Origin of the sequence: Microvirga sp. ACRRW, from assembly GCF_022346925.1 — a bacterium.
In the GTDB taxonomy this organism is placed as follows: Bacteria; Pseudomonadota; Alphaproteobacteria; order Rhizobiales; family Beijerinckiaceae; genus Microvirga.
The window spans coordinates 79,751-100,008 of record NZ_JAKRNJ010000003.1 but is presented as its reverse complement, the minus strand read 5'-3'; the positions used below and the strand labels follow the sequence as shown (position 1 = coordinate 100,008).

The 20,258-nt window shown below is 63.8% G+C and carries 24 protein-coding genes; 22 read left to right on the top strand and 2 right to left on the bottom strand.

Annotation, left to right across the window (positions count from 1 at the left end; genetic code table 11):
- The first annotated feature begins 42 nt into the window (after positions 1-42).
- Positions 43-873 carry an enoyl-ACP reductase FabI gene (gene fabI, locus MHY87_RS07785; RefSeq protein WP_239350849.1) on the top strand — a complete coding sequence of 277 codons (831 nt, stop codon included), beginning with the start codon at positions 43-45 and terminating at the stop codon, positions 871-873.
- A 54-nt stretch (positions 874-927) separates the two neighbouring features.
- Complete coding sequence (locus tag MHY87_RS07780; protein ID WP_239350847.1) at positions 928-1,368, top strand: GNAT family N-acetyltransferase; 441 nt, start codon at positions 928-930, stop codon at positions 1,366-1,368.
- On the opposite strand, the gene MHY87_RS07775 is transcribed toward MHY87_RS07780, so the two are convergent.
- A complete protein-coding gene (locus tag MHY87_RS07775) occupies positions 1,358-2,260 on the bottom strand; it encodes a protein-L-isoaspartate O-methyltransferase (RefSeq protein ID WP_239350845.1) in 903 nt (300 codons plus the stop codon). The genes MHY87_RS07780 and MHY87_RS07775 overlap by 11 nt on opposite strands.
- Positions 2,261-2,448: 188 nt before the next feature.
- On the opposite strand from MHY87_RS07775, the gene MHY87_RS07770 reads away from it, so the two are divergent.
- The 11 genes from MHY87_RS07770 (at position 2,449) to MHY87_RS07720 (ending at position 10,683) form a co-directional block, all read left to right on the top strand.
- Positions 2,449-3,075, top strand: coding sequence for a thioredoxin domain-containing protein (locus tag MHY87_RS07770; RefSeq protein ID WP_239350843.1), 627 nt, complete (start codon positions 2,449-2,451; stop codon positions 3,073-3,075).
- A 52-nt stretch (positions 3,076-3,127) separates the two neighbouring features.
- On the top strand, positions 3,128-4,642 hold the full coding sequence (gene murJ, locus MHY87_RS07765; protein WP_239350841.1) for a murein biosynthesis integral membrane protein MurJ: 1,515 nt from the start codon (positions 3,128-3,130) through the stop codon (positions 4,640-4,642).
- Between the two features lie 99 nt (positions 4,643-4,741).
- The gene (trpS, locus tag MHY87_RS07760; protein WP_239350839.1) at positions 4,742-5,782 is read left to right on the top strand and encodes a tryptophan--tRNA ligase; all 1,041 of its coding nucleotides are present in this window, start codon (positions 4,742-4,744) and stop codon (positions 5,780-5,782) included.
- A gap of 70 nt (positions 5,783-5,852) precedes the next feature.
- Positions 5,853-6,350 (top strand): universal stress protein, encoded by a 498-nt coding sequence (locus MHY87_RS07755; protein WP_239350837.1) that lies wholly within the window; start codon positions 5,853-5,855, stop codon positions 6,348-6,350.
- 134 nt (positions 6,351-6,484) lie between these two features.
- Positions 6,485-7,045 carry a NifU family protein gene (locus tag MHY87_RS07750; protein ID WP_239350836.1) on the top strand — a complete coding sequence of 187 codons (561 nt, stop codon included), beginning with the start codon at positions 6,485-6,487 and terminating at the stop codon, positions 7,043-7,045.
- Between the two features lie 69 nt (positions 7,046-7,114).
- On the top strand, positions 7,115-7,705 hold the full coding sequence (locus MHY87_RS07745; RefSeq protein ID WP_239350835.1) for a malonic semialdehyde reductase: 591 nt from the start codon (positions 7,115-7,117) through the stop codon (positions 7,703-7,705).
- Positions 7,706-7,774: 69 nt separating this feature from the next.
- The gene (locus tag MHY87_RS07740) at positions 7,775-8,161 is read left to right on the top strand and encodes a hypothetical protein (RefSeq protein ID WP_239350834.1); all 387 of its coding nucleotides are present in this window, start codon (positions 7,775-7,777) and stop codon (positions 8,159-8,161) included.
- A gap of 88 nt (positions 8,162-8,249) precedes the next feature.
- Complete coding sequence (gene tsaB, locus MHY87_RS07735; protein ID WP_239350833.1) at positions 8,250-8,933, top strand: tRNA (adenosine(37)-N6)-threonylcarbamoyltransferase complex dimerization subunit type 1 TsaB; 684 nt, start codon at positions 8,250-8,252, stop codon at positions 8,931-8,933.
- A complete protein-coding gene (locus tag MHY87_RS07730) occupies positions 8,930-9,415 on the top strand; it encodes a GNAT family N-acetyltransferase (protein WP_239350832.1) in 486 nt (161 codons plus the stop codon). The genes tsaB and MHY87_RS07730 overlap by 4 nt, the downstream gene beginning before the upstream one ends.
- Positions 9,416-9,544: 129 nt before the next feature.
- A complete protein-coding gene (locus MHY87_RS07725; RefSeq protein WP_239351483.1) occupies positions 9,545-9,919 on the top strand; it encodes a transcriptional repressor in 375 nt (124 codons plus the stop codon).
- Positions 9,916-10,683, top strand: a complete 768-nt coding sequence (locus MHY87_RS07720; protein ID WP_239350831.1) for a lysophospholipid acyltransferase family protein — start codon at positions 9,916-9,918, stop codon at positions 10,681-10,683. Before MHY87_RS07725 ends, MHY87_RS07720 begins: the two co-directional genes overlap by 4 nt.
- Positions 10,684-10,692: 9 nt before the next feature.
- Here the strand turns inward: MHY87_RS07720 and gcvA are convergent, their stop codons facing one another.
- Complete coding sequence (gene gcvA, locus MHY87_RS07715) at positions 10,693-11,610, bottom strand: transcriptional regulator GcvA (protein WP_239350830.1); 918 nt, start codon at positions 11,608-11,610, stop codon at positions 10,693-10,695.
- Between the two features lie 122 nt (positions 11,611-11,732).
- Here gcvA and MHY87_RS07710 point away from each other — a divergent pair, with 122 nt between their 5' ends.
- The 9 genes from MHY87_RS07710 (at position 11,733) to metK (ending at position 20,257) form a co-directional block, all read left to right on the top strand.
- On the top strand, positions 11,733-11,951 hold the full coding sequence (locus MHY87_RS07710) for a DUF1127 domain-containing protein (RefSeq protein ID WP_239350829.1): 219 nt from the start codon (positions 11,733-11,735) through the stop codon (positions 11,949-11,951).
- Positions 11,952-11,976: 25 nt separating this feature from the next.
- Positions 11,977-12,660 carry a glutathione S-transferase family protein gene (locus tag MHY87_RS07705; RefSeq protein ID WP_239350828.1) on the top strand — a complete coding sequence of 228 codons (684 nt, stop codon included), beginning with the start codon at positions 11,977-11,979 and terminating at the stop codon, positions 12,658-12,660.
- 203 nt (positions 12,661-12,863) lie between these two features.
- The gene (gene miaB, locus MHY87_RS07700) at positions 12,864-14,222 is read left to right on the top strand and encodes a tRNA (N6-isopentenyl adenosine(37)-C2)-methylthiotransferase MiaB (protein ID WP_239350826.1); all 1,359 of its coding nucleotides are present in this window, start codon (positions 12,864-12,866) and stop codon (positions 14,220-14,222) included.
- Between the two features lie 61 nt (positions 14,223-14,283).
- On the top strand, positions 14,284-15,378 hold the full coding sequence (locus tag MHY87_RS07695) for a PhoH family protein (protein ID WP_239350824.1): 1,095 nt from the start codon (positions 14,284-14,286) through the stop codon (positions 15,376-15,378).
- Positions 15,379-15,392: 14 nt separating this feature from the next.
- Positions 15,393-15,851 carry an rRNA maturation RNase YbeY gene (ybeY, locus tag MHY87_RS07690; RefSeq protein WP_239351482.1) on the top strand — a complete coding sequence of 153 codons (459 nt, stop codon included), beginning with the start codon at positions 15,393-15,395 and terminating at the stop codon, positions 15,849-15,851.
- 33 nt (positions 15,852-15,884) lie between these two features.
- Entirely contained in the window at positions 15,885-16,910 is a 1,026-nt protein-coding gene (locus MHY87_RS07685; RefSeq protein ID WP_239350822.1) for a hemolysin family protein, read from the top strand.
- Complete coding sequence (gene lnt, locus MHY87_RS07680) at positions 16,907-18,514, top strand: apolipoprotein N-acyltransferase (protein ID WP_239350820.1); 1,608 nt, start codon at positions 16,907-16,909, stop codon at positions 18,512-18,514. The genes MHY87_RS07685 and lnt overlap by 4 nt, the downstream gene beginning before the upstream one ends.
- A gap of 50 nt (positions 18,515-18,564) precedes the next feature.
- Positions 18,565-18,978: a helix-turn-helix domain-containing protein gene (locus tag MHY87_RS07675; protein ID WP_239350818.1), complete on the top strand. Its 414-nt coding sequence runs from the start codon at positions 18,565-18,567 to the stop codon at positions 18,976-18,978.
- A gap of 103 nt (positions 18,979-19,081) precedes the next feature.
- Positions 19,082-20,257, top strand: coding sequence for a methionine adenosyltransferase (gene metK, locus MHY87_RS07670; protein WP_239350816.1), 1,176 nt, complete (start codon positions 19,082-19,084; stop codon positions 20,255-20,257).
- Position 20,258 lies beyond the last annotated feature (1 nt).

The window sequence follows — 20,258 nt, the reverse complement described above, 5'->3', positions numbered from 1 at the left end:
GAAAGGCATCCGACAATAGAGCCGATGCATAGGGGGACCCACATGAGCGGTCTGATGCAAGGAAAGCGCGGCCTCATCATGGGCGTCGCGAACGACCACTCCATTGCCTGGGGCATCGCCAAGGCTCTGTCGGAGCAAGGCGCGGAACTCGCCTTCACCTATCAGGGCGAGGCGCTCGGCAAGCGCGTGGCACCGCTGGCGCAGTCGCTCGGTTCGGATCTCGTGATCCCCTGCGACGTGGAAGACCTCGCCTCCGTCGACGCCGCCTTCGATGCTCTCGACAAGCGCTGGGAAGCCATCGACTTCGTGGTTCACGCCATCGGCTTCTCCGACAAGTCGCAGCTCAAGGGTTCCTACACGGACGTCACGACGCGCGAGAACTTCTCGCGCACCATGGTGATCTCCTGCTTCTCGTTCACGGAAATCGCGCAGCGCGCCGCCAAGCGCATGAAGAACGGCGGCTCGCTGCTCACCCTCACCTATGGCGGCTCCACCCGCGTGATGCCGAACTACAACGTCATGGGCGTGGCGAAAGCCGCTCTCGAAGCATCCGTGCGCTACATCGCCAACGACCTCGGCCCGCAGGGCATCCGCTGCAACGCGATCTCCGCAGGCCCGGTGCGCACGCTGGCCGGCGCCGGCATCGCCGATGCGCGCCTGATGTTCACCTACCAGAAGGCTCATTCGCCGCTGCGCCAGAACATCACCATCGAGGATGTGGGCGGCGCTGCCCTCTACATGCTGTCCGATCTGTCGCGGGGCGTGACCGGCGAGATCCATTACGTGGATTCCGGCTACAACATCATCTCCATGCCGCGCCCTGAAGTGCTCAAAGCTCAGGACGCCGCCGGCGTGACGGGCGAAGAAGCCTAAAAGGCTCTTTCCGAACTCTTGCTTCCAACATCCGCGAAGGGCACCCTTTCGCGGATGTTTTCTTTTCAGCCCCTGACTCCCGACACGGACGGCTTCGATGCGCTGCTGCACGAGAGCCTGTCCGAGGGCCATGGGATGCTGCAGCGGCTGCAGGAGAACTGGCGAAACGGCACGAACCGGTTTTTGAGACCAGGAGAGATTCTTCTCGGCGCTTTCGATGGTCGAAGCCTCATCGGCATTTGCGGACGCAACATCGATCCTTACAGCGACAATCCCAAAGCGGGCCGGGTCCGCCATCTCTATGTCGCGCGATCAGGCCGACGCCAGGGCGCCGGTTACCTGCTGGTGACAGCCATCATCGACGGCGCGACACCGTCCTTTGACCACCTCAATGCGCGTGCGCCGGAATCGGCCTTCCCGTTCTACGAGCGCCTCGGGTTCACGCGAGTGGAGGCCGATCCCTTCGTGACGCATCGCCTGCGCCTCAAGATTTGATCTCGTCGTAGCATAAGGCCCAGCCCGCACCGGTGAACCAGCAGCGTCCGGCTGGGGCGGTCTGCCGCCAGATCAGGCTGCGCACGAACTCGATGCCGCCGCCTTCGAAGGCGGCTTGAAGCGCCTGCCGCTCCTGTCCGGGGTTTGACAGTTCGCCTTCCGCGCAGACGAAGAAGGCGCGGTTGAGCCATTGCACCGCCAATCCGTTCTCATGGCGCGTGATGCGAAGGCCCGCTCCATGAATGGCATGGGTGCCGCCCCATGGGCTCGGCTTCGGCCTGGGCAGGCCCAGCGGAAAGATGATCCGGCCCTCGCGATTCAGATGATCGATCCAGGCTTCCGCCGGGCGCTCGACGGAAAAGTTCACGTAGACCGCATCTACATCCTCGCGCGGCCACTGGGCTCCGTCGCCCTCGACCACGGTGACATTGGGCCGGTCGGCAAGGTTCTCTCGCGCCGCCTTCGCCAATTCCGGATCGAACTCGACCGCGAGCACATGGCCTTTCTCGCCGACGAGTTCCGCAATGATGGCGGTGTAATAGCCAGCCCCCGCTCCGATATGCGCCACGCGCTCGCCTTCGCGCAGCGACAGGGCATGGAGCCATCCCGCATGAAGCGAGGGAGAGCCGTTGTTCACGCCGCGATGGGAAGCGAGCGCCAGGAGCACATCCTGATAGAGCACTGCCGGATCGCGGGAGGGGAGCGGCTCGTAGCCTCCGGCGCCCCGCGAAATGGTCCAGGGCGGATCCTCCAGGAACTGCTCGCGCGGGATAGCGGCGAAGGCCGCCTCCAGCCTCGAATCCTCCGTGATGCCCGCCAAAGTCAGGATCTGTTTGGCATAGGCGCGCCGGATCACGGCCATGTCGGCCTGGGTGAAGCCTGATTCCATCATCGGTTGTTTCCTGGACCTGGGATCATCTTCACCCGCCAACGGCAAAGCTGCAACCGCTGCGTTTGCTCTCCTATCCTTAAGGTTCGAGAAACCCTGCCTTCACAAGTGCATGAGGGGCGAAAGCTTAGCCTTGCTCTCGACACGATCCACCGGCACCAGAGGCTCTCGTTTTTGAAGAGTAGCTTTTCATGATCCTGTCCCGCCGCGCCCTTCTCGCCGGTTTGGCCCTATCGGGCGCCAGCGTTCCCGCCTTCGCTCAGTCCGCACCAGAGGGACAGCTTGTTCCCATCGAGCTTGTCGAGGACACATTGGCCTTGGCCAGTGCCGTGAAGCTCGGGCACCAGCACGGCGACGTGATCATGATCGAGTATTTCGACTATAACTGCCCCTGGTGCCGGAAGTCGGCGGCGGATCTGCCTGCTCTCCTGAAGGCGGAGCCGGACCTCACCTACGTGCTGGTGAATTTCGCCGTGCTGGGTATTCCCTCCGTCACGGCGACGAAGGCGGCGCTTGCCTATCTGCAGCTCTACGGACCCGAGGCCTACCTGCCCCTGCATCTTGCGCTCTTCAAGCTGAAGGGGGCCGTCGACGGCGGACGGGCCCTGAAGGAGATCGAGCGCCTCGGCGGCGATACCAAGCGCTTGGAGGAAACGGCGGATTCAGAGCGCACGACGCAATGGATGAAGGACACTCTGAAACTCGGCGACTCACTGGGCTTTACTGCGACCCCTTCCTTCCTCGTCGCCACCGAATCTTACGTCGGCGGCATGACGCTCGCGCAGAAGCGCGAGGCGATTGCTCGTGCGAGGGGTTAGCCAGAGTTCTCTTAGACAATCCGACCAGAACCCTATAATCGCGACAATAATCATGTCGCTCATCCGCTCGTCCCTTCTGGTCGGTCTCAGTTCGATCGCCTCGCGCATTCTCGGCTTCGTCCGGGACATGCTGTTCGCGCAGGCCTTGGGCGCGGGGCCCGTGGCGGATGCGTTTCTGACCGCCTTTCGCCTGCCGAACCTCGTGCGCCGCATCGTCGGCGAGGGCGGGCTCAATCCGGCGCTCGTGCCGCAACTGAGCCGCCTGGAACAGCGGGACGCGGCAACGATGGCGGGCGACGTGCTCAGCACCTTCGCGCTCGCGCTCCTTGCACTCACCGCGCTCGTCGAGATCGGCGCAGGGTTGATCGCCCTCCTCCTCGCACCCGGCCTTCGCGGCGATGCGGGCACGCTGGCGCTGACGGCCTTCTATACGCGCCTGTCCTTTCCCATCGTGCTGAGCGTCACGCTCTCCTCCATCGCCGCCGCCATCCTCAACATGCGCGGGCGCTATGCGGCGGCGGCACTGGCACCGCTGGCGGTGAATGCGGGCTTGATCCTGACGCTCGTGATGCTCGAAACCGTTTTCATCGTGCCGCTGGAAGCAAAAGCAGCATGGCTCTCCGCCGCATCGAGCATCGCCGGTTTCATCCAGCTTCTCGTGGTGCTGATCGCGCTTCGGCAAGGAACCGAAAGCCTCGTTCATTTCCGCAAGCCGCGTTGGTCTCCGATGCTGAAGAGCCTGCTGCTGGCGGGCTTTCCCGCACTGGTCGCGAGCGGTGCGGTGCAGCTGTTCGTGCTCGCGGGAACGATTGCCGCCTCCTTCTGGCCCTCCGGCATTTCATGGCTCTATTACGCGGATCGCGTGATGCAGCTGCCGCTCGGCCTCATGGCAGCCTTGGGCTCCAGTGTGTTGCTGCCGGAACTCGCGCGGCAGCATCATGCGGGCGAGACGAAAGCCATCATCCATTCCCAGCACCGGGCGCTGGAGATGGCGCTGCTGCTGGCGCTGCCCGCAAGCGCCGCCCTGCTGATCCTGAGCTTTCCGATCACGCGCGTGCTCTTCGAGCGCGGCGCGTTTCTGCCATCCGATACGCAAGGTACGGCGCTGGTGCTCGCGGCCTTGAGTCTCGGCCTTCCCTTCGCCACCGCCGGCAAGGTGCTGAGCCAGACCCTTTTCGCCCGCGGCGCGCTGCGTATGACGTTGATCGGAGCCGCTCTCGGCATTCTCGTCACGCTCGTCACGAGCGTTCTGCTCGGACCGCTCTGGGGCGTATCCGGCATCGCGCTCGGCATCAGCCTTGCTTGCGCCGCTCATGCGCTTGCCATGGCGTGGCTCCTGAACCGAATCGGTCTGTGGCAGCCGGACCGCCTTTTCCTCGGCCGCCTGATCCGCATTGCCGCCTCCACCGCCCTTATGAGCCTGGGGCTCTGGGGAGCGGTGCGCTTCCTCACGCCGACCGACAGCCTGTCACTGACCGCCTTCTGCATCGGAGGCCTGAGCCTCTATGCCCTCGCGGCATGGCTGACCGGCGCGGTAACCCGTGACGATTGGGCTGCCCTTCGTTAAACGCTTGCATCGCAGCGTGGCCCTGTCATAACGCGCGCCTCTATACCTGATCGCAACGCAAAGCGGCGTCCAACCCGCTTTTGCAAGGAGTGCACTACGATGGCTCAGTTCAAGGAGCTGGTTTTCTCGGGCGTCCAACCCACCGGCAACCTCCATCTCGGAAATTACCTCGGCGCCATCAAGCGCTTCGTGACAATGCAGGAGACGCACGACTGCATTTACTGCGTCGTGGACATGCACGCGATCACCGTGTGGCAGGACCCCAAGGAGCTGAAGCGCCAGATCCGCGAGGTCACCGCCGCCTTCATCGCCGCCGGCATCGACCCGAAGAAGCACATCGTGTTCAACCAGAGCCAGGTCGCGCAGCACGCCGAGCTTGCCTGGGTGTTCAACTGCGTGGCCCGCATGGGTTGGGCGAACCGCATGACCCAATTCAAGGAAAAGGCCGGCAAGGACCGCGAGAACGCATCGGTCGGCCTCTTCGCCTATCCGATGCTGATGGCCTCCGACATCCTGGTCTACCGCGCCACCCACGTGCCGGTGGGCGAGGACCAGAAGCAGCACCTGGAGCTGACCCGCGACATCGCCCAGAAGTTCAACAACGACTTCGCCGAATCGATTGCCGAGAACGGCTATGGCGACGCCTTCTTCCCGATCACCGAGCCGCTCATCCATGGCCCGGCGACCCGCGTCATGTCCCTGCGCGACGGCTCGAAGAAGATGTCGAAGTCGGACCCGTCCGATTACTCGCGCATCAACCTGACCGATGATGCCGACACCATCGCCACGAAGGTGCGCAAGGCGAAGACCGACCCCGAGCCCCTGCCGTCCGAGATCGAGGGCCTGAAGACCCGCCCCGAGGCGGAGAACCTGGTCGCCATCTACGCGGCGCTCACCAACACCACGCCGGAAGACGTGCTGCGCGATCACGGGGGCTCGCAATTCTCCGGCTTCAAGGCCGCGCTCGTCGACGTGTCGGTAACGAAGCTCGCGCCCATCGCCGACGAGATGCGCCGCCTCATGGCCGATCCCAGCCACATCGATGCGGTGCTCGCCGACGGTTCCGACCGTGCGCGCGTGCTTGCCGCGCAGACCATGGATGCGGTCAAGGACATCGTCGGCTTCGTTCGGTCGCGGTAACCTGACTGCAGCTGGCCTTGCCCTAGATGATAGGGCAAGGCAGCATCGAGCCGATGCAGGAGAGCGTGCCGTGAGCAGCCAGCGCCGATCCTACGAGACGGGCCACCGGCCCAAATTCATGGTGGTGATCGACAAGACGCCGGAATGCGCGAGGGCGGTTCATTTCGCCTCTCGCCGCGTCGTGCGCACGGGAGCGAGCATGCTCATGCTCGCCATCGTGGACCCGCCGGACAATTTCGAATGGCTTGGTGTCGGCGAAGCCATGATCGAGGAGGCCAGCGAAGAGGCGAAAAAGCTTCTGGAAGCCGCCGCCCGCGAGGCCCGCAGCGCCGCAGGCGTGGAGCCCGAGCAGGTGATCCGCGTCGGTGTCCGCGCCGAGGAGATCATCAAGCTGATCCACGAAGATGAGGACGTGTCCTTCCTCGTGCTCGCCGCCGGCAGCGGCAAGGAAGGCCCCGGCCCCCTGGTTTCGACCCTTGCCGGCAAGGCCGCCTCCACCTTCCCAGTCCCCATCGTCATCGTGCCGGGCACCCTGACGGACGAGGAAATCGACGCGCTGGCGGGGTAAACCCCCTTCATTCTCCCCTTGGAATCCTTGCTCTCCCGATCCACATTGGATCTGAAACCTGTTAGAACGATTCTAAGTCTAGCCTTTCGCCCACCGCTCGGCCGGCCTTGAACCGGCGTCAGAGGATCACAACGATGTTCATTCAGACCGAAGCCACCCCGAATCCCGCCACCCTGAAATTCCTGCCCGGCCGCGTCGTGATGCCGGAAGGCACCTTCGAGGCGAAGACCCCCGAGCAGGGCGAGTTCTCGCCGCTTGCCCAGCGCCTATTCGCCGTGCCGGGCGTGACCGGCGTCTTCTTCGGCTACGATTTCATCACCGTCACGAAGGCCGACGGCGAGTGGCAGCACCTGAAGCCTGCGATCCTCGGCGGGATCATGGAGCATTTCATGACCGGCGCGCCGCTCTTCGCCAACGGCTACGGCGCTACGCAAGATGACAGTGAGGAGTTCTTCGATCCGCAGGACGCCTCCACCGTCGAGACCATCAAGGAGCTGCTCGAGACCCGCATCCGCCCCGCCGTGGCAGGCGATGGCGGCGACATCACCTTCCGCGGCTTCAAGGACGGCGTGGTCTATCTCGTCATGAAAGGCGCCTGCTCGGGCTGCCCCTCTTCGACCGCAACGCTCCGCCACGGCATCCAGAACCTGCTGCGCCATTTCCTGCCGGACGTGCGCGAAGTCCAGGCCGTTTAACCGGATCTCAGGAACCCTAGTATTGAACAGCGCGGCCTTCACGCCGCGCTTTTTTGTTTGGAGCCTGCCTTGCCGCCTCTCTCCGAAGCTGCCCTCGACCAGCTCTTTCGCAACGCCCGCACCCATCGCTGGTGGGAAGACCGGAAAATTCCGGACGAGACCCTGCGCCAGATCGCCGATCTCGCCAAGCTCGGCCCGACCAGCGCCAACACCACCCCGGTCCGCTTCGTCTTCGTGGTGTCCGAGGCCGCCAAGGAAAAACTCAAATCCCATCTCGACGAAGGCAATGTGCGCCAGACCATGAGCGCGCCGGCCACTGTGATCGTGGCCTACGACACGGAATTCTATGAGAAGCTCGGATTCCTCGCCCCGCATTCCAAGGACGCGCGCAGCTGGTTTGCGGGCCAGCCCGATGTGATCGAGCGCACCGCCTTCCAGGGTTCCTGCCTCCAGGGCGCTTATCTCATCATGGCCGCACGCTCGCTTGGGCTCGATTGCGGCCCCATGGGCGGCTTTAACCGCGAGGGCGTGGACAAGGCCTTTTTCCCGGACGGCAAGACCAAGTCCAACTTCCTCATCAACCTGGGCTACGGCCTGCCGGAAAAGCTCCACCCCCGTCAGCCGCGCTTCGCGTTCGAGGAGTTCAGCCGGATCGAGTAAGGATCAGCCCCTGCTTTCTGCGGCGATCTGGGCTAAGATCGGTTCCCGATCCACGATGAACGGCAAGCCGTGAGCGAGACATCGCAGACCGTCAAGATCGACCGGGCGCCCGAGCCTGCCTCGGAGCGCACCACTATCGATTCGACCTTCCGGAACGGCTCGCTTACCGCCATCGGCGTCGTCGTCGGCTTCTCGCTGGGTTTCTTGAGCCGGTGGGCGGGGCTTCCGGGAGACTGGGAGCATGCCGATCTCATCGCGGTGTTCGCTATCACCCTCGGCATTGGTCTTCAGATCAAGGCTCTCTCCGACCTCCTGTCGATCCAGTCCCTTCAGCTCGTCCGCTACAACCGCTCGGTCAGGATCTTCATTGTGGGCCTGATCCTCGTCGCCTTCGGCGTGACCGCCGCCCTCTTCGCCGATCTTCTCGGCTTCGGTAGCACTGCGCTGACCGGCTGACGGAGCGCTTCCTGATGCCCTGCGAAAACCGGGGTCCACTTTTTCGCGCAATGCGCTAAAGAAAACCGACGACCTGACGGAGACGAATTTGCGCGTCCTTGCCATCGATACCGCTCTCGGCGCCTGCTCGGCCTGCATCTGGCAGGCGGGCGATGACTTGCCGCTGGCCAGCGAATCCCTTGCCATGGAGCGCGGCCATGCGGAGGCGCTGCTGCCGCTCATCGACCGCGTGGCTTCCCAGGTGGAAGGCGGCTTCGAGACCCTCGACCGGGTCGCCGTGACCGTGGGGCCGGGCAGCTATACGGGCCTGCGCGTCGGTATCTCGGCCGCCAGGGGCATCGGCCTTGCCGCCGGAATCCCGGTGGTGGGCGTGGCCACCCTCTCCGCGTTCCTCGCTCCGCTCATGGTGAAGGAGCGGCGCGGGCTGTTCACTGCCGCCGTCGATGCCAAGCATGGGCATATCTACATCCAGGCCATCGCGCCGGGCGGACGCACCATCATTCAGCCGAGCCTCATGAGCTATCGCGATGCGATCCGCGTGCTCGGCTCCGGCCCCCTCCTGATCAGCGGATCGGCCGCCGCCATGCTGGCCGCCGAAGCCCGCGCGCAAGGCATCGATGCGCATGTCACCGACATGCCGCTGGCCCCCGACATCGCCTGGGTGGCGCGCCTCGGAGCGCTTGCCGACCCGAATCAGGCCCTGCCCAAGCCCCTCTATCTCCGCGATCCCGACGCCAAGCCGCAGGACAGGGCGCGCATCGCCCGCCAATGAGCTTCTTCGACCTCTTCAAGAAGCCGGGCGGCCCCCGCATCGATCCCCTGGGCACGGATGCCGCCGCGCGCCTGTCGGCGATCCATGGCGCGTCCTTCGCGCGCGCCTGGAGCCCTCTGGAATTCGAGCGCCTGCTCGGCGAGCGCGGCGTGGTGGGTGACGGGGTTTTTCTTGGGAATGCGACAAAGCCCGTGGGCTTCGTGCTATCGCGCATCGTCCTCGACGAGGCGGAGATCCTCACCGTCGCCATTGCACCGGAAGCGCGGGGTAAGGGCCTGTCGATTCCGCTTCTCGAGCGCCATCTCGACGAACTGTCTCGCCGGGCGGTCCGGACGGTTCATCTGGAAGTCGAGGAGGGCAACGAACCTGCGCTCGCCCTCTATCGCCGCTTCGGCTTCAAGGAAACCGGACGGCGCGCGGGATATTACCAGAAGGCGGATGGCAACCGGGTGACAGCGCTCACCATGACGCTTGGGCTATAGCCGCTCCCGGCCAAGTCTCGTATAAGCACTCAAGGAGTGGCTTTCACCTTGTCAGTACGGACCAGCAGCACTGCGAAATCCCGCCGCCCAGGCGCCATCGAGCGTGCCTGCCGCGACAAGAGCCTGCGCATGACGGGCCAGCGGAAGATCATCGCGCAGATCCTCGACGATGCCGCCGATCATCCCGATGTGGTGGAGCTGCACAGGCGCGCGGTCGAGGTGGATGACCGCATCTCGCTCTCCACCGTCTATCGCACGGTCAAACTCTTCGAGACCGAAGGCATTCTGGAGCGGCTCGATTTTCGCGACGGCCGTTCGCGCTACGAGCAGGCGGCGCGCGAGCACCACGACCATCTCATCAATCTTGAGACCGGCGACGTGATCGAATTTCACTCGGACGAGATCGAACAGCTGCAGACGGAGATCGCCAGGCGCCTCGGCTACAAGGTGGTCTATCATCGGCTCGAACTCTATGCGGTGCCGCTCGACAAGGACGAGGCGTGACGAAACTCGTCGTTGGCCTGAAGCTGCTCGTGCTGCTCGTGTGCAGCATCGTGCTCGTGCCCGTGCAGATGCTGGCGATCCGCTTTCATTGGGACATCGTGCATCACCTTCCGGTGCTGTTTCATCGCATCCTGCTCAAACTTTTCCATGTGCGCGTGATCGAGAAGGGCACGCCGCCGGGCGACGCGCCGACACTCGTCGTCGCCAATCATGTCTCCTGGCTCGACATTCCCGTCATCGGCTCGGTGCATCCGCTTTCCTTCATCGCGAAATCGGAAATCGAAGGCTGGCCGGTGGTGGGATTGCTCGCGAAATTGCAGCGTTCCGTCTTCATCGATCGCCAGCGCCGCAAGGCCACGGCGGAAGTGAACGATGCGCTCGCTCATCGTCTCGTCAAAGGCGAGGTGATCGTACTCTTTGCGGAGGGCACCACGAGCGACGGCAACCGGCTTCTGCCCTTCCGATCCTCGCTCGTCGGCGGCGCGCAGGCGGCGCTCATGCACGACAGCGTCGAACAGGTTTTCCTGCAGCCGCTCGCGATCGCCTATACGCGCCGCAACGGCCTTCCCATCACGCGCCGCGAGCGGCCCACCATCGCCTGGTATGGCGACATGGACCTCGCACCTCATCTCGCCTTGTTCGTCAAAGGCCACCCCATCGACGTGGTGGTGACCTGGGGCGAGCCGATCCCCTTCAACGGCAATCGCAAGGAAGCCACCGCCGCCGCCGAGAGCGCGGTGCGCAAGGCGCTGAAAGCGGCTTGACGTAAGCCCTCATGCCGTCTGCGCGCGAGCCTCATCCATGAGCCATGTGCGGAAGGCCGCGATGGCAGGGCGGTCAGCCGTGTCTTCGGGGCAGACGATATAATACTGATAGCTGCCTCTCACCTGATGCGGGAAAGGTCTCACGAGACGGCCCGCCGACAGGTGGTCGCCGATGAGCGCGCTGGTGGCGAGCGCGACTCCCTGCCCGGCTGCCGCCGCCTGAAGGCAAAGATAAGTATGGGTGAAGCGCGGGCCGCGTGATGTGTCCATACCCGTCACTCCGATGGCAGCAAGCCATGTATCCCAGTTCGTATAATCCTGAATGCCCTCGGCGATCTCGTGGATGAGCGTATGACGGCGCAGATCGCCGGGCTCCCGCAAAGGCTTGTCGGGATCGTTCAGCAGGGCGGTGCTGCAGACGGCGAAAAAATGCTCCTCCATCAAAAGGTCCGTCCTCAAGCCCTGGTAATTCCCGCGTCCGAAACGGATCGCGACATCCACATCGTCCCGGGCGAAATCCGTGAGCTTCATCGACACCGAGACGCGCACGTCGATTTCGGGCTCGCGCTCCCGGAACGCGCCGAGTCTCGGGATGAGCCAGTTCGTGGCAAGGCTCGGCATGGCGCTGACGGTGACCACATGCGGGTTCTCGGGCTTGAGGACCTGCGCGGTCGCCTCATCGAGCCGGTTGAGGATGTCCGTGACAGTCGCGGCGTAGCGCTGGCCGAGTGGGGTGAGAGTTACGCCCTTGGCCGGCAGGCGCATGAAGAGCGGGCGGCCGAGCCAGCCCTCCAGCGTCTTCACCTGCTGGCCGACGGCGCTGGCGGTGACGGCGATCTCGTCGCCCGCCTTCTCGAAGCTCAGGTGGCGGGCGGCGGCCTCGAAGGCGCGAAGGGCGTTGAGCGGCGGTAGGCGACGGCGGACCATGGTTTCACCACACAGATTTGCCCAAGTCAGGCTTGGGCAAAACGCAAGAACTTCCCGTTTGCTTCAGAGACCTCCCAGGAGCACTTTTACCATCAGATAAACGCTCTCGATGGAGGCCAGCCATGGCAACCGGATACGCCACAGTAAATCTTGGGTTCATCGCCGCCAAGCCGGAAAAGAAAACCACCTTCATGGATTATCTCCTGAAGGCCGAAGCCTGGCTCGACAGGCGCTCGACCAGCCGGGCCCTGTACACATTCAATGATCGCGATCTCGCCGATATCGGCTTGTCGCGAGCGGATGTGGAAGGCTTGAATGCGGATGCCAAGCTGGTCCTCTGATCGGCTCGCCTCCGAAGGATCGACGATGAAGCTCTATTCCGGACCGCTCAGCCTCTTTTCGCGCAAAGTGGAAATCGCCCTTCACGAGAAGGGGCTTCCCTTCGAGCGGGTCCAGGTGCCGTTCAGCCAGACCAGGGGCTATCATCCGAAGGACCCTGCGGTGCTCGCCGCCAATCCCAAGGGACAGGTACCTGTTCTCATCGATGGCGACCTGACGCTCTACGATTCCACTGTGATCCTGGAATATCTGGAAGACGCCTATCCCGTGCCCGCCCTCTACCCGCAGAACCCGAAGGAGCGCGCCCGCTGCCGGCTCCTCGACCTCTTCGCCGACGAGGTGATGCTCTCCGCCTTTCGCGCCCTGATGCACCGGACCGAGCCGCATGCGGCGGACGATCCGCGCTTTCTCGCCAACGAGGCGAAGGCGAAGGAGGCCGAGCCTCTCATCGCAGGCCATTTCGCGAAGCTGAACGAGGAATTCTCGGGAAAATCCTTCCTGTGCGGCGCGTTCTCCGCAGCCGACATCGCCGCCTTCATGGCCGTGTTCTGGGTCCGCCGCCTCGGAGGCCCATCATTGAAGGCCACTCCCGCTCTCGCTGCTTGGTACGTCCGATTGTCCGAGCGCCCGGCCTTTGCGCAAGTGATCGAAGAGATCCTTCAGGCGGACCGCGAGCTGTCCGCGCCGGTCGAGGGCGCGTTTCGCGATTAAAAACTCGTCATCCCGGACGAAGCGCAGCGAAGAGCCGGGATCGTTTGCAGGATGGGGCGCCTTTCTCGGCACGCGATCCCGGGTTCCGCGATGCGGCCCCGGGATGACGAGATAAACGAGCCAAACAGCCGCTATTCTCTTGGCGACACAAAAGGCTTAAAAGGGCGGCCTGATCTCTCCGACCAAGCAGACAGGCCGATCTCGTGAAAAAAGTCTTCGTCAAATCCTATGGCTGCCAGATGAACGTCTATGACGCCGAGCGCATGGCGGACATGTTGGCGACGGAAGGCTATGCCGAGACCAAGGCCATGGAGGAGGCGGACCTCGTCATCCTCAACACCTGCCATATCCGCGAGAAGGCCGCCGATAAGGTCTATTCGGAACTGGGCCGCGTGCGCGAGATGAAGCAGGAGCGCGAGGCACAAGGCCAGGAGATCAAGGTCGTGGTCGCGGGCTGCGTCGCCCAGGCCGAGGGCAAGGAAATCCTGCGCCGTGCGCCCGCCGTCGACGTGGTGGTGGGCCCGCAGAACTATCACAACCTGCCGGGGCTTTTGAAAAGAGCGAAGGCCGAGCGGGTGGTCGACACCGAGTTCCCCATCGAGGACAAGTTCGACCATCTCCCGAAGCCCTCGAAGGCGATGATCCAGAACCGGGGCGTGTCCTCGTTCCTCACCATCCAGGAAGGCTGCGACAAGTTCTGCACCTTCTGCGTGGTGCCCTATACCCGCGGCGCGGAAGTCTCGCGCCCCGTGTCCAAGATCGTCGACGAGGCGCTGCGCCTTGCCGATGCGGGCGTGCGCGAACTCACGCTGATCGGCCAGAACGTGAATGCCTATCACGGCGAGGATGCGAGCGGCTCTGTCTGGACGCTGGGGCGTCTGCTCCATCGCCTCGCCGAGATTCCCGGCATCGCGCGCCTTCGCTACATGACAAGCCATCCGCGCGACATGGATGATGAGCTGATCGCCGCTCATCGCGACCTGCCCGCCGTAATGCCCTATCTGCACCTGCCCGTGCAGTCGGGCTCCGACCGCATTCTCGATGCCATGAACCGCAAGCACACGGGCGACGAATACCGCCGCCTGATCGAGCGTGTCCGTGAGGCTCAGCCGGGTCTCGCGTTGTCCTCGGACTTCATCGTCGGCTTCCCCGGCGAGACGGATGCGGAATTCGAGGACACCATGCGGCTTGTGGCCGATGTGGGCTTCGCCAGCTCCTTCTCGTTCAAGTACAGCCCCCGCCCCGGCACGCCCGCCGCCGAGATCGAGACCCAGGTTTCCGAGGCGGTGAAATCCGAGCGTCTGACGCGCCTGCAAAATCTGTTGGAAACGCAAAGACAGGCTTTCAATCACGGAACCGTTGGTCAGACTCTGGACGTTCTCTTGGAGAAGCCGGGTCGTCACCCGGGTCAGATGGCAGGCAAGTCGCCCTATCTGCAGCCTGTGCAGATTGAGACAGACTGTCATCGAATCGGTGATATCGTGACGGTACGGATTACCCGGGCTGGCTCGAACAGCCTGTTCGGGGAAGTGGTCGAGCCGGGCTCCCAAGCCGCGGCTTAAACCTTCTCCGCTCTGGAGAGTTTCCTTCGCTGCACCCGCAGCGAACACAAAGGAGAGGCATTTGAGGCCAGCGGACAACGCGACCGCACGAGCGCAAAAGGGCAGATCCCCCAGCACCTTGCATCCTGGCGTCGAGGAAGAGGCTGAAATCATCCTCACTTTCGACGACAACCGCCTCGCCAGCCTTGTTTTCGGGCAATACGACCAGAACCTCGCTCACCTGGAGCGTCGCCTGAACGTGGCTGCCGTTGCCAACGGCAACCGGGTGACCGTGAAAGGCGCGCCCGAAGCCTCCGAGATGGCGCGGCGCGTTCTGGAAGGACTTTACGACCGCGCGCGTCAGGGCGGGGCACTCGGTCCCGGGGATGTGGACGGTACCATTCAGGAAGCCACCTTGCAGGGCTCGCTGTTCTCTCCGGAAGAAGCGCCCGCTCCGGGCCTGACCACCTTCGACCAGATCGCCACCCGCAAGCGTGGCCCCGTGCGCGCCCGCAACGCGGCGCAGAATGACTACATCAAGGCGCTCAAATCGAATGAGCTGGTCTTTGCCGAAGGCCCCGCCGGCACCGGCAAGACCTGGCTTGCGGTCGGCTATGCCGTCTCGCTGCTCGAAGCGGGGCAGGTGGACCGCCTCATCATCTCGCGCCCGGCTGTGGAAGCGGGCGAGCGCTTGGGCTTCCTGCCCGGCGACATGCGCGAGAAGGTCGATCCCTATCTTCGCCCGATCTACGATGCGCTCTACGACTTCATGGAAGCGCGCCACGTGGATCGCGGCCTGCAGACCGGCATGATCGAGATCGCGCCCTTGGCCTTCATGCGCGGGCGCACGCTCACCAACGCCCTGGTGCTGCTGGACGAGGCGCAGAACACCACCACCATGCAGATGAAGATGTTCCTGACCCGTCTCGGCGAAGGCTCGCGGATGATCATCACAGGGGATCCGACCCAGATCGACCTGCCACCGGGCCAGAAATCGGGTCTCGTGGAGGCGGTGCGTATCCTCAACGGCGTCGAGGGCATTTCCCGCGTCACCTTCAAGGAAGCGGACGTGGTGCGCCACGATCTCGTGCGCCGCATCGTCTCGGCCTACGACACCGACTTCCGCAACAACCCGCCACAGGAAACCTCCTACCGCGAACGGGACAGAAGGCTGTGATCGAGCTCGACATCATGATCGAGGCGGGCGATTGGGAGACGCTTCCCAACGTGGAGACTCTTGCCCAGAAGGCCGCCTCGGCAGCCTTGGCCGTCACCTATGAGGCCGCTGGGGAATTCGAGGCGAGCGTGATGCTCGCCGACGATGCTCAGGTGCAGGAGCTAAACCGGACCTGGCGGAACAAGGACAAGCCCACCAATGTGCTGTCCTTCCCGTCTCCCGAGCAGCCCGGCGCAACAGGCCCTCGCTATTTGGGCGATATTGCTTTAGCGTATGAAACGCTGGTGCGCGAATCCAAGGAGGAATCCAAGGAGTTTGCGCATCATTTTGCCCATTTGATCGTCCATGGCGTTCTGCACCTTCTCGGCTACGACCACGAAACCGAGGCGGAAGCGGAAATCATGGAAGCTCTCGAGGTGAAGGCGCTGGCCACCCTTGGCATCGCCGATCCCTATCGCGATATGGCAGCGTAGACGCGAAACGTTTGCGCTGAAGCTCACACTGATATGAACGAAGATCGAAGTCGTAACGAACGTCCTGTCCGGCTTGCCTCGGACGAAGAAATCCCACGAGAACATTGGTATGAACGTGTTCTCACGCGCTTGGGCCTGAAGCCGCGCGATTCCATCCGCCACGATCTCGAGGACGCCCTCGAGGAAACTTCCGTCGAGGACACGGACTTCTCGCCCCGGGAACGGGCGATGCTCAAGAACGTGCTCTCCTTCCACCGCATCCGGGTGGAGGACGTGATGGTGCCCCGCGCCGATATCGTATCGGTCGCCGCCGATACCAATCTCGGCGAACTCCTGAACCTTTTCCGCACAGCCGGCCATTCCCGCCTGCCGGTCTATGGCGAGACCCTCGACGACCCGAAGGGCATGGTCCACATCCGGGACTTCCTCGATTTCATCGCCATGCGCGCCGACAGCGGCGCCTCGGAAGGCGGCTCGAGCGATGACACGCCTCCGCCGAGCCTCGGCCAGATCGACCTGTCCATGATGCTCGCCGACGCCAACATCCTGCGCCCCGTGCTCTTCGTGCCGCGCTCCATGCCGGCCATCGATTTGCTGGTGCGCATGCAGGCGACCCGCACCCACATGGCTCTCGTGATCGACGAATACGGCGGCACGGACGGCCTCGTCTCCATCGAGGACCTGGTCGAAATGGTGGTGGGCGACATCGAGGACGAGCATGACGAGGACGAAGAGGTCACCGTCACGAAGGCCGCGGACGGCACCTATGTCGCCGATGCCCGCGCGAGCCTCGACGAGGTGACGGAGACGCTAGGCGTCGATCTCTCCGGCGAGGAAGGTGCCGAGGACATCGACACCATCGGCGGCTTCATCGTGACGCTCGCCGGTCGCGTGCCCTCGCGCAGCGAGGTGATCGAAGGGCCGAAAGGCCTCGAATTCGAGGTTCTCGACGCCGACCCGCGCCGGGTGAAGCGCCTGCGCATCCTCCAGCGCACCATCTCCACCGAAGTCGAAGTGGAAACCTCCGCCCCGCGCGCTGAAAGCGCTGCGGCGGAATGATCGCTCTTGCCGATCGCGTCATCCTCGCCAGAGGATGGCGCCGCTGGACTTTGAGCTTTGCGGCGGGTGCGCTCGGGGCGCTCGCCATGCCGCCTTTCGGTTTCCTGCCGGCACTGGCCCTGTCGCTCGTTCTCGCTGTCTGGCTCATCGACGGGACCGCGAAGAGCGGCATCCCCCTTCGCTCGTCCCTCAAATCGGCGGCGATGATCGGCTGGTTCTGGGGCTTCGGCTATTTCGTGGCCGGGCTCTGGTGGCTCGGTGCGGCCTTTCTCGTGGAGGCCGACCAATTCGCCTGGGCCCTGCCCTTCGGTGTCCTGGGGCTTCCGGCGCTTCTCGCCTTCTTCACCGCGTTCGGCTTCGCGCTCGCGCGCCTGCTCTGGCTTCCTGATGCCTCACGCATCCTTGCTCTCGCCTTTGGGTTGACGATCAGCGAGTGGCTGCGGGGCCATCTCTTCACCGGCTTCCCCTGGAACAACCCAGGCATGGCGCTCGGCCAGAACATCTGGCTCATGCAGAGCGCCTCGCTCATCGGGCTTTACGGCCTATGCTTCCTCGCCATCGCCATCTGTGCTTCGCCTGCGCTGATCGTCACGGGCCGCACCGCGCGCGCACGTTGGGCAACGCCCGGCATCGCGGCAGGCCTGCTCGTGGCCATGGCCGCTTTCGGCATCTGGCGCGTCCCACCTGAGCCTGTCGCCACGGTCGAGAACGTGCGCCTTCGCATCATGCAGCCGAATCTCCCGCAGGATGCCAAGTTCAATCCGCGCAACCGCGACGCGATCATGCGGCGCTATCTGAGCCTGAGCGCCAGCCCCGGCCGCGACGGCAGGACGCATACGGATAGTACCCATATTATCTGGCCGGAATCCGCCTTCCCGTTCCTGCTTCATCGCGATCCGGCCTCGCTCGCCCAGATCGGCGGCCTGCTGGAGCCCGGCTCCGTGCTGATCACGGGCGCAGCCCGCATGGACGCTCCCCTGCCGGGCGAGGAAGTCGGCAAGTTCTTCAACGCCATTCAGGTCATCGACGACCGCGGCACCATCCTCGGTGCCTATGACAAGGTGCATCTCGTGCCATTCGGCGAATACGTGCCGAAATTCCTGGATGAGCTGATCCGGGCCGTGGGCCTGCGCCAGTTCGTGCATATCCCGGGCGGCTTCGAGCCGAGCGACAGGCGCAAGCCCTTGAGCATTCCCGGTCTTCCACCGGTGGCTGCCACGATCTGCTACGAGGCGATCTTTCCCGGCGAGGTCCTGCCCGAAGGACCGCGCCCAAGCTTGATCCTCAACGTTACCAACGACGGCTGGTTCGGGCAGACAACAGGCCCCTATCAGCACTTCGCCCAGGCCCGACTGCGTGCCGTAGAGGAAGGCCTGCCTCTGGTGAGAGCCGCCAATACGGGAATCTCAGGCGTCGTCGATCCTTACGGCCGAATTGTGGATAGTCTTCCACTTGGAGTTGATGGGGTCATTGATGCGACTCTACCGGTTGCGCTTTCGGGCGCTAAATCCTCACAAGTACGAAGCTTTTCTTTGACGGCCACGCTTGTGATCTGCTTAATGGCCTTGATTGTACGTCGAAAACAAAGCGCCAATCCTTTATAATATAAAGTGGCCGTGACGTTACGTCAGCTTTAGCAAGAAAGCGCGGGGCTATGAAGAAATCGACCAGCTCAATTGATAAGGAAGTCGGAACGCGCGTGCGTGTACGCCGTATCTCGATTGGCATGAGCCAAGAGAAGCTTGGCGAGATGCTTGGCCTTACCTTTCAGCAGGTCCAAAAATACGAAAAGGGCATGAACCGGATCAGCGTGGGTCGGCTCGTCGACATCGCGAAGATTCTGGGGGTCGAGATCCACTTCTTCTTCGACGGCCTCAAGAGCGGAAAGGCCGAATCCGGCTTCGCGGAAGAGGAATCGCCGCCCTATATCGCAGACGTCATGTCGACGCCCGAGGGCCTCCAGCTCATCCGCACGTTCACCGGCATCAAGAGCGCGAAGGTCCGCAAAAGCATCGTACAGCTCGTCGCCTCCCTGGCCGCCCAGGAAGATGAAGAACGTTCGTCATAAAGAACGCGTTCGCTTGACCTTTCCGCGAGCCTGAGGCATGAGCAAGGAAAGCCTGTAACCCTATAGGCTCCCCCATTTTCATTTGCCTCAAAGGAATTCTCTCGTGCGGCGCTCAAGCTATCTTTTCACCAGTGAGTCGGTGTCCGAAGGTCATCCCGACAAGGTTTGCGACCGCATCTCCGATGCCGTCGTTGATGCGTATCTGGCAGCAGAGCCCGAGGCTCGCGTGGCCTGCGAAACCCTGGCAACCACCAACCGCGTGGTTATCGCCGGCGAGGTGCGCGGCCCCGCTTCCATCACCAAGGACAAGGTGATCGAGCTCGCCCGCGACGCCATCAAGGACATCGGCTACGAGCAGGAAGGCTTCCACTGGAAGAATGCCGACGTTTCCGTGTTCCTGCATGCCCAGTCGGCGCACATCGCCCAGGGCGTGGACGCCGCCGGCAACAAGGACGAAGGCGCTGGCGACCAGGGCATCATGTTCGGCTACGCCTGCAACGAGACGCCCGAGCTGATGCCCGCGCCGATCTACTACGCCCACAAGATCCTCGAGGACCTGAATATCGCCCGCAAGGCGAAGCAGGGCGACGCCGCCAAGCTCGGCCCCGACGCCAAGAGCCAGGTCACGGTGCGCTACGAGAACGGCAAGCCGGTCGCTGCCACGCAGATCGTTCTGTCGACCCAGCACCTCGACGAGAACCTCTCGTCCGACGACGTACGCAAGATCGTCGAGCCCTATATCCGCAAGACCCTCCCGGAAGGCTGGATCTCGGCCCAGACCATCTGGCACGTGAACCCCACCGGCAAGTTCGTGATCGGCGGCCCCGACGGCGATTGCGGCCTCACCGGCCGTAAGATCATTGTCGACACCTACGGCGGCGCGGCCCCGCACGGCGGCGGCGCGTTCTCCGGCAAGGACCCGACGAAGGTGGACCGCTCGGCCGCCTACGCCGCGCGCTATCTCGCCAAGAACGTGGTGGCCGCAGGTCTCGCCGACCGCTGCACTCTGCAGCTCTCCTACGCCATCGGCGTGGCGAAGCCCCTGTCGATCTACGTGGACCTGCACGAGACCGGCAAGGTGAGCGAGGACAAGCTCGAAGCCGTCCTCATGGACGCCATGGACCTGACTCCGCGCGGCATCCGCACGCATCTCGGCCTCAACAAGCCGATCTATGCGCGCACCTCGGCTTACGGCCATTTCGGCCGCAAGCCCGACGCGGACGGCGGCTTCTCCTGGGAGCGCACCGACCTCGCCCCCAAGCTCAAGTCGGCTTTCTAAT